The organism is Tenuifilum sp. (genome assembly GCF_037481895.1).
In the GTDB taxonomy this organism is placed as follows: domain Bacteria; phylum Bacteroidota; class Bacteroidia; order Bacteroidales; family Tenuifilaceae; genus Tenuifilum; species Tenuifilum osseticum.
Genome location: NZ_JBBFKU010000034.1, coordinates 24,217 through 37,983, shown reverse-complemented (window position 1 = coordinate 37,983; position 13,767 = coordinate 24,217). Strand labels below are relative to the sequence as shown.

The following is a 13,767-nucleotide window of genomic DNA, read 5'->3' as shown; positions in this document are numbered from 1 at the left end:
GATGAAAGAGCAAGGAGTGAATCATTGACCGAAATGCCATGGTAAAATAAATTCGTTTTGAAGTAACTATCAACACTTTGCGCATTGGATGAGAGTGCTGAAAGGGAACTAAAATTTTTAAATACACCATTTTCGTAATCAATAGTGTACAGCCCATTTTCCCTTGTACAAAGTAAATATTTCCCGTTGAAAGGAATTAATGAATGAATCTTTAAAGATGAAAATTGCTGGCTCCCTTTTATAAGCCTTAAACTGCCATTATCAATAAAAAACATTCCCTCATTTAGGATATGAGCAGCATACCTTGAGCCCACAATGTGTGAGAGGTAATACACCCTTTTTTCATCAAGGGGTAAATATGAGATTTTACCTTTGTAATAGGTAAAGATACATCTGTCAGTTAAGAAGAACACCGTATCGGCAATAACCCTGGTATCCCAAACCTCATTGAATTCCTTATATGCTGAATCGACATGGGATGAAAGCGACACATATTTCAACAAACCGGTTTTATCCGGACTTAACAAACCAAATTCACCATAGCCCCCAACGTAAATTCGATCGTTACTATCAATAGCAATACTCCTGACCGAGGCACCTTTCCCAACCTCAATAAATTGCCAATTCTTTCCATCGAATTCAAGTACCCCCGCTCCATTTGCAAAGTATAAAACACCCCTCTTATCCTGAACTATACCCCAGTTCTGCGTAGCAGCCTGATAGGTATTTGCTGAATAGTAGTGGGAAAGCAACAATCCACGCTCCTGTGCATTGGCAAAGGTAAGCTGAACTAGAACAATGATTAGTAACGGATATTTCAATCTCCGTAACACAAAATTTTATTTTTTAGTTTCCAGTATTTTAATCACATCCTCCTTATACAGCCTACCAATAGGTATTTCAATATCTCCAATTTCCAGCGAGGTGGTCGAAAAGGTATCCACACGATTAAGTGCAACTATAAAAGAGCGGTGTACACGAATAAACCTCTCTTTATCGAGCAGCTCCTCTAAACTACTTATGCTCTGTTTGGTTATAACAGTTCTGTTTAGCGTAACAACCTTAACGTAATCCTTTATGCTTTCAAAGTAGAGTATTTCATCCTGCTTAACCCTTACGCTCTTTTTACTTTCCTTAAATATAAGGTATTCCGAATCCTTAAGGCTTGCATTTTCGGCTCTTTTTGAAAGAAGCTCTTTAGCCTTAGAGAATGCTTTAAGTAGTCTTTCAAAAGTGACTGGTTTAAGGATATAATCTGCAACATTTAGCTCAAAGCCCTCAATTGCGTAGTCCCTGTTTGCCGAGGTTATAATAACCACAGGTGGGTTATACAAGCACCGTACAAGTTCAATACCCGTAAGCCTTGGCATTTCTACATCCAAAAAAACTATATCCACAGGGTTTTCCTGAAGATACTCAAAAGCAGGAAGTCCATCGTTAAAGGTAGCAACAACCTCTACCCCGGGTATACGGGAGAGGTAACCATCAATTACTGCAATGGCTAAGGGTTCATCGTCGACAATAATGGCCTTTAAATCCATTGTAACCTACAGTTTAGCCTCGCAATTTAATACTTTTTAGCATTATGCACTTCCCTACTTAGCATCCAAAATATTAAAAATTATATAATGTATTAATATACAACAACTTAATATTATATGCTTTTGAAATTGCATTTCGTTTGTTAAAAACTGTTTTATGTCGATATAAGCACATTCAAGAGTACAAAAATATTGACATTAACACCTATTGTATATACCTTGCGCGCATCCAACTAAACACCAACCTAAACAAAAAAAACGCTATGAGAAAAAATCTACTTGGTTTAGTAAGCATTTGTCTTATGACATGCCTGCTATGGGTAAATCAGACCCAAGCAGTACCTGCTTATCCGGGACTTGTACAGTACAAACAGGCTAATGGTAAAACTCTGGCCATTTTCCTAAAGGGTGATGAAAAGGTTAAGTGGGCAACCACTGAGGATGGTTACACCATTATGCTAAACAGCAATGGGGTTTATGAGTATGCCATTCAGGACATGAAGGGCGATTTGCAGCTTTCAGGCATTGAGGTAAACAACATCAAGGAAAGAACTGCTGCTGAAAAGGAACTGCTCTCAAAGGTAAGTAAGGGTTTATACTACAGCCCAAGCCAGCTATCAATGATGAAGAGCATTTGGGATATTAAATCAGCTGAAGCACAGAAGGCTTTCCCCACAACCGGCAATAGAAAGCTAATATGTATTCTGATGGGTTTTAAGGATAAAGCCTTTACTAAGACCCAAAGTGATTTTAACAACCTATTCAACCAGGTAGGATATAGCACTGGCGGTGCAACCGGTAGCGTTAAGGATTACTACCTTGAGAACTCATGGAGCCAATTCAACCTAACGGTTGATGTATTTGGCCCCTATACTGCCAGCCAGAACATGTCGTACTACGGAGCTAACGATGCATACGGTAACGATCAAAACCCAAGAGCTTTGGTTACTGAAGCCGTTAATGCGGCCGACGCCTCAGCTAACTTTGCCAACTACGATAATGATGGCGATGGTACAGTTGATGGTGTGTATGTTATTTATGCAGGTTATGGTGAAGAGGCGGGTGCCAGCGCCGATGCTATTTGGGCGCACGCATGGAGTATTACTCCAGTTACTAAAGACGGAAAAACTATTTCAAGATACTCTTGCTCTGCAGAGCTTAGAGGAAACTCCGGAACAACTATTACATCCATTGGTGTTATATGCCATGAGTTTGGTCACGTACTTGGCGCTCCTGACTACTATGATACCGATTATAGCACCGGTGGTCAGTTTGAGGGAACAGGCAAGTGGGATATGATGGCCAGTGGATCATGGAACAATAATGGAGTAACACCTGCTCACCACAACGCATACACTAAAGTTAAAGTATACGGTTGGGCTACCGCAACTGTTCTTTCATCGGCAACCAACGTAACAGTTAAACCAGTAAAAGACAACAAGAGTTTCTACCAGATTAACTCTACCACCAGCGGTGAGTACTGGATTATGGAAAACCGTCAGCAGGAAGGATTCGACGCATACGTTCCAGGGCACGGTTTAGTAATTTACCATGTTCACAAGGATATTGCCACTGCAAGTTCAAGCAATAATATTAATGCCACTTACCCACAGAAGATGTATCCTGTTTGTGCAAGCGCAACAACAAACCCTGGCACTACATCAAGTACGTATGGTAGCATTAATAGCACAGGTTGCCCATTCCCCGGAAGTAGTAACAAAACATCATTTACCGACGCTACCACTCCTAATATGAAATCGTGGGCTGGCGCTAATACCAATAGCCCAATGACCAGCATTGCTGAAAATGCAACTACCAAGGAAATCACCTTTGCATTCATGGGTGGATCAGGTGGTGGTACTGCACCAACTGCAACCACTGTAGCTGCTTCATCAATAACCACTAGCAGCGCTACTTTGAATGGTACTGTTAACGCCAATAATGCCACAACCACTGTTACTTTTGAATGGGGTACTACTACAAGTTTAGGTAACAGCATCAATGCAACGCCTAATAGTGTTACCGGAACTACAAATACTAACGTTACCGCTAACCTTACCGGTTTATCAGCAAATACTACATACTACTACAGGGTTAAAGCTGTTAGCGCCAACGGAACCACCTATGGTAGCACCATGAGCTTTACCACCGCTGCTAACCCAACTTCAGTTACCCTCCCCTATTCCCAAACTTTTAGTAGTTCATCGATGCCTACAGGATGGACAACACAGAACACAGGTACCAGTATTACAGAGCGTTGGAGCGTATCAAATACTGCTAACGCAGGAGGATCGGCCTACGAAATGAAATGTACTTACCAGAATGTTAACCCGGGTACCACACGCCTGATCACACCTGCCATAAACACATCAGGGGTAAGCCAGGTAACATTAACATTCCGCCATATGCTTGATGCATACAGCACTGGTGTTACTTTGAGAGTTCAAACCTCGAACGATAAGACCAATTGGACCAACACATCTTGGTCAGTGGCTACCTCAAGCACTAACATCAGCGCAACTAGTGTTACTGTTAACATTACAACAAACCTCAACTCTGCAACAACATATATAGCTTTTGTTGCCGAAGGCAATCTCTACAACATTGACTACTGGTATATTGACAATGTTTCAGTTGCCGCAGGTAGCGGAGCAACTACACCAACAGTTACTACTGGCAGTGTAAGCAACATTACTTCCAGCACAGCCACTGTAGCCGGTAATGTAACAGCCGATGGTGGTGCAACTGTAACTGAACGAGGTATTTGTTATAGCACATCACAAAATCCAACCACTGCAAATAGTAAGGTAGCCAGCGGTTCGGGTACTGGATCGTTCAGTGCAAACCTCAGTGGTTTGGCTGCTAACACCACCTACTACGCTCGTGCATACGCAATTAACGCCCAAGGCACATCGTACGGTAGCCAGGTTAGCTTTACCACAACAGCCAGCACGGTTACTTACTGCGCTTCAAAGGGTAGCAACTCCAGCTACGAATGGATTGACCTTGTTCAATTTGCAGGAATCAACCGTACTTCAGGCAACGATGGTGGCTACAAGGACATGACCAGCCTTCAGGCAACCGTTGCACGCGGAACCACATACACTATTTACTTCAGTGCAGGATTCGCAAGTACGGCTTATACCGAATACTGGGCTGTATGGATTGACTACAACAAGAATGGTACTTTTGATACTAACGAAAAGGTAGCCAGCGGTTCATCATCGAGCAGCGGAACCCTTTCAGCTAGTATAACCATTCCTACAACTGCTACCCTTGGCGTTACACGCATGCGTGTAAGCATGAAATACAATGCTGCACCTACCGCTTGCGAAACATTTAGCTACGGCGAGGTTGAGGACTACAGCGTAAATATTACAAGCGGAACATCAGCTCCTTCAACCGACAATCCTTTTGCTGAGGAGCTTGGTAACGAAAAGGTTGATATTTTCACCATCTATCCTAACCCTGCTTCCGAAAAGATAAATGTTGTTCTAAACGGTATTGAAGGTGAAGTATCGGCTCGTATATACGATATGCGTGGCGCAGTTGTTAAATTCCAGATGCTAACCGACAGAAATAACACAATTGAGATTAATGATTTGGCTCCTGGTGTTTACATGATCTCAATTGACGATGAAAAACAGCCTATAACAAAACAGTTTATTAAAAAGTAATAGCTGCTAGAGTGTTTTATGCGAAGAGGGGTGTCAGTTAACTGACACCCCTTTTCATTTCATTTAACATTATTTAGATATTTTCTAAATAAATTAAATCATATTTAAACATTCACATATATTGTTATGTTATATATTTGCGAACGAAAAAATAAAATAAATAAATCTATGGAATTTGAAGTAACATTTCAGGGCAAAAAGCAAGTAATTGCTCACATTGGGGAGCATGATATTTTAACTGATCAACCAGTTTATGGAGGAGGCGACAATCAAGGGCCTGCACCATTTACGTTATTTCTTGCATCTATTGGAACCTGTGCAGGGATTTACGTTAAATCGTTTTGCGATCAGCGCGGGATACCTACTGATAATATCAAAATTGTGCAAAAGCACCAGTTTAATCCGCTTACCCATATGATTGAAAGGCTGGAACTAGAAATCAACCTGCCTGCTGATTTCCCTGAGAAGTACAAGGAAGCAGTTATCAAAGCGGCTGATCAGTGTGCTGTGAAGAAACATCTACACAACCCGCCGCAAATGAGTGTAACAACCAAGAGCATATAACAAAAAAATCTCCCGTTCTGAACGGGAGATTTTTGCTTTAAGTACTTAGGGTTTAGAGAACTGTTAGCTCATTCATGATATGTTTTGATTCACCAAACTTATCGATGATAAACAAAACATACCGTATATCAACCACAATGGTTCGTTGAGTTTCGGGCTCGTACATAAAGTCGCAGGCCATAGCCTCAGAGTTACCATCAAAGGCTATGCCTATCAAATTTCCATTAGCATCGAGCACTCCGCTACCCGAATTTCCACCGGTAATATCGTTATCGGTAAGGAAACAAACTGGCATAACGCCATTCTTAGCATACGGGCCATAATCCTTTCGTTCCCATAGTTTGCGTAACTTTTCAGGCACTTTAAACACGTCGGAATTGGGATCTTCCTTTTCCATCACCCCATCGAGTGTTGTAAAGGGTTTGTAAGCCATTCCATCGGCAGGGCGATAGCCCTTTACCTTACCATAGGTTAAACGGGGTGTTGAATTGGCATCGGGGTATAAAAGCTTACCCTTGTTCATTTCCATAATTCCTTTGGTATAGAGCTGCATTGCTCTATTGTAGTTCTGCTGTGCCTCGTACATGGAATTGTAAATTGAATCCCATAGCATGTCGTAGTTGTGGTAAAGAATGAACAGAGGGTCTTGTAGCAAAGAATCCAGGTAAGGCTTTTTAATCAATTTACTCAGATTCTCAGGCGAAGTAAAATAGGACTTTTCAAAAAAAGCTCTTATGTAGTATGGGTATGTTGTGCTGATATTATCTACCTTCTTTATAGCATTAAGCATCCCCAGGTTATTAAAATCGCCACTATTGTTTAGCAATGCGCCAAATGCAATTGAATATAGCTGAACATCGGGATAAACATGGTATTTTTCAAACACAGCTGGCAACCTCTTCTGCAGCAGTTTGGCTTCCTGGCGTATATAGTCCTTTTTGAAACTCAACCGGCTATAGGGTTTGCCCTGCATGATAATAGCGCTAACAAAATCGTTACAGGCAGTTATATTCTTATGAACATCAACCGGATAAAACGATAATGCCGAAATGGCTCCTTCGAGTTCCTCCCACCTGTTCTGTGTCACAGTTTGGTAGTAGTTCTCAAGAACAGGCAATGTTGCAACATACCTGCTGTAGAGGAAGGGATTACTGTTAGCCCATGCCTTAAGACTATCCTCCCGGGCAGCAAGACGTTCAACAACATTGTACTTGTACATCGACTCGGCTTGCCAAACATCTTTTTGGTAAAAGTTTACAAGATAATCGTGCTTATCGGTATAGTTAACCTTAATTGCGGGATCGGTTTGTTGGGCCTTTTTAATTGCATTAATCATTTCCCCCCAAACGGTACGCTTAAAGTTGGCTACCACCTCGCGGTTAAACATCGCCTCATAGGACGAAGCGTAACGATGCGTTCTTCCCGGAAATCCGATTATCATAGCAAAATCGCCCTCCTGAACCCCTTGCAGGTTAATTTTTAAGTAATTCTTTGATTTCAAAGGTATGTTTTTTGGGCTGTACTGAGCAGGTTTACCATCGGGAGAGGTGTATATACGAAATATACAGAAATCGCCTGTATGGCGAGGCCAATGCCAGTTATCCACATCCCCTCCAAAATTTCCAATTGATGCGGGAGGAACTCCAACCAAACGCACATCGAGGTAACGCTCGTAACGGAACATGTAAAACTCATTGTAGTTAAAAAACGGCCTTACTACCACGTGATACCCGCTATTTGCTTCAACGGAGTCCTGAAGGTATTGCATCTTCTGGTTAATGGCTTCAAAGTATTCCCTGTTGGAAAGCGATGGACTGATGCCGGTAAGAATATCGGAGGTTACATCGGTAATGTCAGCAAGTATAAGCGCCGTTTTGCCTTTAGCCGGCAATTCTTCAGCGTACGATTTAGCCCAGTAACCATTCTCTAATAAATTGTTGGAAACGGTGCTTAATTCCTGAACAGCATCAACGCCACAATGGTGATTGGTGAAGAATAGGCCATTAGGCGAAACCAATTCAGCACTACAACCACCATCATCGAACTGAACTATGGCATCCTTTAGGCTCGATTTGTTAACACTGTAAATATCCTCGGCTGTCAATTTTAGTCCTAGCGTTTGCATTGCCGAAATGTTTTTACCTATAAGGTTAAGCATCCACATGCCCTCATCGGCAAGCACATTGGAAGAAATAAGAAAGACTAAAAGCCAGCTGGTTAGTTTTTTTAATGCTCTCATATTGGAAATTTTGATTTATTTGTTTCGATTAAACAAAATCAGAATTAATATTAAAGATAGCGATAATATTGAAGCAATAGCATACTCCCACTTTTTTTGCGAAGCAGTTACTAAAAATGATAAGGGTTGCTCGGTTTTAAAAAGGGTTTCAGGGATATCGCGCCAGTGCCATTTGCCAATTATTGTACCATTGTATAAATAAAGCATACCAGGGTACGATCGGACTATGGTTTTTAGCATAACCTCATCGGCTTGAAGCCATGTAAAGAATAAACCATGTTGGTTTTCCAGGTTTGCCAAATCGGTTCCAGCAGCCGATGTTAACCCGAGTATTTTAATGCCTTTATCGCGAGCCTGTTTCTGAATAGTTTTAAACCTAGCTATTGCGGGTTCCGATAAGAATTTAAAGTTTGGAATAACAACTAAAATTAAATCACCTTTAGAGTAAAGAATGCTATCGGTATAGTTATGTCCATCTTCAGTGTACAACGTGAAGTTAGCTATAGGAGGGGTGTAGCCTTTTTCTACTAAATACGACTTTGAATCAACAAAAGTCCATGTAGAATCATTCCACGGGTAGTTGGTTTCATCAAACTCCTTTACCACGCCATCCTTCTGGTAGTAAAGAATTGTTCTGTAAACATCGTGAGGCGCCCCTTCAGGGATTGAAGTGTACTGTAATAAATTAGCACCAATGTGGAAAGGTCTAAAATCGATAATGGGCTGATGGCGAATGCCATGAACAGAAGGTATAATTGCAATGGCAAGAAGCAGTAATGCAAGCAAATTCTGTTTGATAGGATTTTGCCTTGATAGTTCCTCCCTACGGTTGGTAAAAAGGAATGCAGCCGCAGCAAAAAAAACTAAATTTTTAAAAAAGGTTCCCCAATTCGTTAGCTTTATGGCATCGCCAAAACAACCACAATCCGAGATAGGGTTGGTGATAGCCAGCACAAGGGTCAGGGGTGTAAATACTACCATGAATAGGAATGCCCCCCAGGCAGCAATCTTCTGTTTTACCCCTGATAGCAATAGCAAACCAATGTATAACTCAGCGGCGCAAAGCAAAACAGAAAGCGGGAGTGCTAAATTATCCAGGAAATGGAGATGGAACGCATTAAAGTAATCATGTAACTTGTAAGCAGTACCCCACGGGTCAATCCCCTTTACAAACCCTGAGAAAATAAAAACTACTGCCAACAAATACCTTGCAACAGATAAAACACTCTTTTTCATTGCTATCTACTTTATAGATTCAACAAATTCCGTTTTGCAATTTCATCCAGTATCATCGACGAAATAGCTTCAGGCTTATGCATATGCCCCTCTTTGTCAGTACAATCTAATACAACAAAATTTGGGTCGAACTGTTGCTGCTGTAGGTAGATATTCCGAACTTTCTCCTGAAACGATAGGTCCTTTTCGTGAATATCGTCCTTACCCTGCAAGTATTGCCTTGACTCACCAATTCTCTGCTCAGTTAGACGTTGGCGGGTAAATTCAAAAGGTACATTTAAAAAGATATTTAAATCGGGCTTAGGTATTGCATAGTAATCAAATTCCAGCTTTAAAATCCATTCCCTTAACAGGTTAATTTCATGGGGATTGTTAAGCTTTGCACACTGAAAGGCAACGTTGGAGTATACATACCTATCGAGCAGAACCACATGCTTTTCATTAAGCCATTGGCGAATCATTGGAGCAGCATCCATCCTATCCGAAGCATACAAAAGGGCTACCACATAAGGATCAACCCTGTCGATAGTTCCCAAATCGCCACGTAGAAACCTAGCAATAAGATCGCCAAAAAACGGGGCATCAACTCTAGGAAAGTGAAGGAAATGGCAAGGTATGGACTTTGTTTTAAGATGTTTTGTAAGTAAGTCAATTTGGGTTGATTTGCCTGCACCATCGAGCCCTTCAATAACAATTAAAGCCATCTGCAAAAAAATTAAAAAACAACATCTGTAAACTTAACACAATGTTTCGTAATTTTAGCAATTGAAACATTTTGCAAGATAGGAAAAAATGGAAGAAAAACGTTCAGTTTTCGCGCCAAGAAAAACGTTGCAGTGCAACGGCAGACTCATAACCATTGAGAAACCCTTGGTTATGGGAATAATAAACATAACAAACGATTCATTTTTTAGCGGTAGCCGGTACAGGTTTTCGCACAGCATAGCCCGCAGGGCAAAACAAATAGTTGAGGAAGGTGGCCAGATAATTGACATTGGTGCTTGCTCAACCCGACCGGGTGCGAAACCGGTAAGTGAGCGGGACGAGATAAAGCGCCTCCACAAAGCGTTGGCCACCATTCGCAGGAGTTACCCTGAAGCCATAATCTCGGTAGACACCTTCCGTGCTTCGGTTGCAGAATGGGCTGTAAAGGAATTTCGCGTTGATATAATCAACGATATATCGGCAGGACAGATGGACAGCAAGATGTTTGAAACTATTGCCGAACTAAATGTACCCTACATTCTCATGCATATGCAAGGTACACCTGAGAGCATGCAGCAAAACCCTCAATACGAAAATGTTATCAGGGACCTCATTCTTTTTTTTAACGATAAAATTGAGAAGCTGAAACAGCTTAACGTTAAGGATATAATTATTGACCCCGGCTTTGGTTTTGGCAAAACCATTGAACATAACTATACCATCCTAAAAAACCTTGAGACTTTTAAACTACTGGAACTTCCTATACTTGTAGGCATTTCAAGGAAGTCGATGATATACAAACCACTAAACACTAAACCCGAACAAGCATTAAATGGGACAACGGTTCTCAACACATTGGCAATTCTTAAGGGTGCCAGCATACTTAGGGTTCATGATGTTAAACAAGCAGCTGAAACCATAAAATTGCTTGAACTACTTAATGCTCAACCTGAATTTCAATTCATTTAGCCCCATGGAATTATTACCAATACCGCTTTTTATACACGTAAGAGTGCTCGATATTGTCGACATTGTAATTGTAGCATTTCTTCTTTACCAAATATACCTTTTAATTAGAGGGACTGCCGCCATAAAAATTTTTTCAGGAATTGTGCTCCTGTACTTCATTTGGTTAGTTGTAAAAGCATTGAACATGGAGTTACTTGGCAGTATACTTGGCCAGGTAATTGGAGTTGGTGTTATCGCCATCATTATTGTTTTCCAGCAGGAGATAAGAAAATTTTTATTGCTGATTGGGTCGCGGTACACATCTAAAGGGAAAAGTGCCTTGGAGTCTTTCTTGCTAGGTACGGATCAGAATGAGGTTAGCCAAACAAACCTCGATGCAATAGTAAAGGCTTGCAAAAACCTGTCGGAAACCAAAACAGGTGCACTAATTGCCATTACCCGCAACTCAGAGCTTGAGGTGTACTCCCAAACGGGCGACATTATTAACGCAGAACTATCAAGCCGGCTGCTTGAAAACATTTTTTTCAAAAATAGCCCATTACACGATGGGGCGGCAATAATCAAAGGTAATAAGATTCATGCTGCCCGATGTGTTTTGCCAATATCGGAGAACCTTAATTTACCCCCAAAGTTCGGAATGAGGCATAAATCGGCCTTAGGATTGACAGAGGTTACGGATGCCTTAGTAATTGTTGTTTCAGAAGAAACTGGCAAAATAAGTTTAGCCGACAATGGCAGTATCGATTATGGCATTAGCCTTACTGACCTGAAAGAGAAACTAGAACAAAAGTTACAAGCTAAACGATAGGATAATAGAGTTTATGTTACATTTGTTCAACACCTAAATCTTATCAGCAATGATTAAGTACCAAATCACCAAATCGGACACAAAGATTTATGGTGAGGTTACAATACCCCCCACCCGACCAATGTCAAATAAGTTTTTAGTAATTAAGGTTTACAAAGATGCAAATCTGCCCACAGTAACGGGTTCTGAAATTGGCAACGAAAAAATTATTAACCAAAGCATCTTTAAGGAAGGATTAAAGAGCAAGAGTGGCCGTACAGCCCGAGCAATTAGGCATATCAGGGCCTTTATCAGCTACTTTGGTGGCGAGTGGATACTTTCATCGTCAAACATTTTAAAGGACAGCACCACCGGTAAAATTGTAGCGTTACTCCAAAAGCATGGATTAAAGGTGCAGTTCGAGGAACGAATTGGTAATCCGCCTTTCAGGCTTATTGGAAAGAATTTGAAGGGGAAAATACTTCGGGTTGAAGGATCAATAAATAGCAAGATGATTGAAGCACGATTGCTTATCGACCCAAGTTTAAATACCGAAGAAATTATTGAACTAAAAAACTTTATCATTTCCCAGGGTTACTCCACCATGACCCTTCGAGCACTTCAGTTCATGGGCGTAAATATTGATTGGCGTGAGGATGAGGTGCTTATTGAACATCAGATCTTTGATGGTAGTGAACTTTCCATTGAAGCTGATTGGTCGTTAGCATCGTACTGGTACGAGGCAGTAGCCCTTGCCGATAAAGGGGAGATTGCTATCAAAGGTCTGAAACCCGAAAGTTTTCAGTGCGATACTGCTGTAAAAGACCTGTTCACACGGTTAGGTGTAACCACAATTATTGCAGAGGATGCAATAATTCTTAAACGCAAAGGAAGGGTAACAAAGCAATTTGAACATAATTTTAAGCAACACCCCGATTTAGCCCCTGCCGCGATGTTTGCCTGCCTTGCTCTGGGCATTCCTTTTACAATTAGTGGAATTGATTACTTTCATACCAAAGACCCCGACAGGCTCGATGCCATTAAAGCCGAATTCCGGAAACTTGGTGCAACAATTAATGTACAACTGGAAAATGATGTTGAGGTTCTAAAGTTTGATGGAAAATCCAAACTAAAAAACTTTAAAGTTCTAGAGTGCGATTCACAAAACGATCACCGTGTAGCCATGTCGCTAGCCCCCTACGCAATTCTTGGCAAGAAAGTGATTATGAACAATGCTCGTATAACCAGTAAATCATACGCAACTTTTTGGGATGAGATTAAAAAGTTGGGTTTTGAAGTAACAGTTTTGCAGTAAAAAGAAATCCTTTTAAAAAGCAAAAGGGTGACATCTCTGCCACCCTTTCCTATTTTGGTATAATCAATTACTTTTTCCAAACTAATGTGCCAGCAAGCATATCGTGAAGTGCTTGTTTCTTTTGGGTAAAACCTGCTAAAATATACCCTATCATGAAAATCAAGCTGGAAAGAATTTTTCCGAAATAGCGTCCGGTAGCCCGGGCAAACGATATACGATTTCCTTCCATATCAGTTACAACAAGGCCAATGGCAATCTTACCAACCGTTCCTTGGAACTTTGACGATTCCATTATGGCAAAGTATAACCACATTAGCACAATCAACGCCAAATAGGTTATCATGGCTGTACCAACAATTGCACCAACCATACCAATGGCTTCAGTCTCAGTAATCCCATTTGAAGCAGCCGAGGCCGCTGAGAATCCAATTAATGCAAGAACAGGCACCACAATAATCCACTGTATTACACCAATAATTATTGCATCAAGAATGTACGCCAGAAAGCGCCACCAAAAACCTGCATACTTTAAGTTTTCCATAATTCGTAGGGTTTAAGTTTAGTTTATGGTTATTTAAATCAACAGCAATATAATAAATTCCTTGTAGTTTCAAAACAATCAAACCTAATTATCTGCAAATTCTTGCCAAATTGCTATATCTGGGATAATGGCATAAATAATTTACTGTTAGTAAACTGAAGATATAAAAGAAATACTTGCTGAACACTTTTCC

General features: G+C 40.8%; 10 protein-coding genes and 1 pseudogene. 5 read left to right on the top strand and 6 right to left on the bottom strand.

What is annotated here, in order from left to right:
* Together WHS63_RS10485 and WHS63_RS10480 are read right to left on the bottom strand one after the other, a co-directional pair.
* Nucleotides 1–833 (bottom strand): annotated as a pseudogene (locus tag WHS63_RS10485) (hypothetical protein); the annotation flags it as partial.
* Nucleotides 834–839: 6 nt separating this feature from the next.
* Nucleotides 840–1,541 carry a LytR/AlgR family response regulator transcription factor gene (locus tag WHS63_RS10480; protein ID WP_445205062.1) on the bottom strand — a complete coding sequence of 234 codons (702 nt, stop codon included), beginning with the start codon at nt 1,539–1,541 and terminating at the stop codon, nt 840–842.
* A 263-nt stretch (nt 1,542–1,804) separates the two neighbouring features.
* Between WHS63_RS10480 and WHS63_RS10475 the strand changes: the two genes are divergently transcribed.
* Nucleotides 1,805–5,218, top strand: a complete 3,414-nt coding sequence (locus WHS63_RS10475) for a M6 family metalloprotease domain-containing protein (protein ID WP_445205061.1) — start codon at nt 1,805–1,807, stop codon at nt 5,216–5,218.
* Between the two features lie 168 nt (nt 5,219–5,386).
* Complete coding sequence (locus WHS63_RS10470) at nt 5,387–5,782, top strand: OsmC family protein (protein ID WP_369488269.1); 396 nt, start codon at nt 5,387–5,389, stop codon at nt 5,780–5,782.
* 52 nt (nt 5,783–5,834) lie between these two features.
* On the opposite strand, the gene WHS63_RS10465 is transcribed toward WHS63_RS10470, so the two are convergent.
* Genes WHS63_RS10465 through tmk form a run of 3 tightly spaced genes read right to left on the bottom strand, consistent with a single transcriptional unit; the run spans nt 5,835 to nt 9,961 of the window.
* The gene (locus tag WHS63_RS10465; protein WP_445205060.1) at nt 5,835–8,021 is read right to left on the bottom strand and encodes a S46 family peptidase; all 2,187 of its coding nucleotides are present in this window, start codon (nt 8,019–8,021) and stop codon (nt 5,835–5,837) included.
* Between the two features lie 15 nt (nt 8,022–8,036).
* On the bottom strand, nt 8,037–9,257 hold the full coding sequence (locus tag WHS63_RS10460; RefSeq protein ID WP_445205059.1) for a BT_3928 family protein: 1,221 nt from the start codon (nt 9,255–9,257) through the stop codon (nt 8,037–8,039).
* Between the two features lie 11 nt (nt 9,258–9,268).
* On the bottom strand, nt 9,269–9,961 hold the full coding sequence (gene tmk, locus WHS63_RS10455) for a dTMP kinase (protein ID WP_445205058.1): 693 nt from the start codon (nt 9,959–9,961) through the stop codon (nt 9,269–9,271).
* A gap of 172 nt (nt 9,962–10,133) precedes the next feature.
* Between tmk and folP the strand changes: the two genes are divergently transcribed.
* The 3 genes from folP to WHS63_RS10440 are packed head-to-tail and all read left to right on the top strand — an operon-like array spanning nt 10,134 to nt 13,033.
* Nucleotides 10,134–10,931 (top strand): dihydropteroate synthase, encoded by a 798-nt coding sequence (gene folP / locus WHS63_RS10450; protein WP_445205057.1) that lies wholly within the window; start codon nt 10,134–10,136, stop codon nt 10,929–10,931.
* A gap of 4 nt (nt 10,932–10,935) precedes the next feature.
* Nucleotides 10,936–11,739 carry a diadenylate cyclase CdaA gene (cdaA, locus tag WHS63_RS10445; protein ID WP_445205056.1) on the top strand — a complete coding sequence of 268 codons (804 nt, stop codon included), beginning with the start codon at nt 10,936–10,938 and terminating at the stop codon, nt 11,737–11,739.
* A gap of 49 nt (nt 11,740–11,788) precedes the next feature.
* On the top strand, nt 11,789–13,033 hold the full coding sequence (locus WHS63_RS10440; protein WP_445205055.1) for a hypothetical protein: 1,245 nt from the start codon (nt 11,789–11,791) through the stop codon (nt 13,031–13,033).
* A gap of 67 nt (nt 13,034–13,100) precedes the next feature.
* Here WHS63_RS10440 and WHS63_RS10435 read toward each other — a convergent pair whose 3' ends face one another.
* Nucleotides 13,101–13,574 (bottom strand): RDD family protein, encoded by a 474-nt coding sequence (locus tag WHS63_RS10435; RefSeq protein ID WP_445205054.1) that lies wholly within the window; start codon nt 13,572–13,574, stop codon nt 13,101–13,103.
* Between the last annotated feature and the right edge of the window lie 193 nt (nt 13,575–13,767).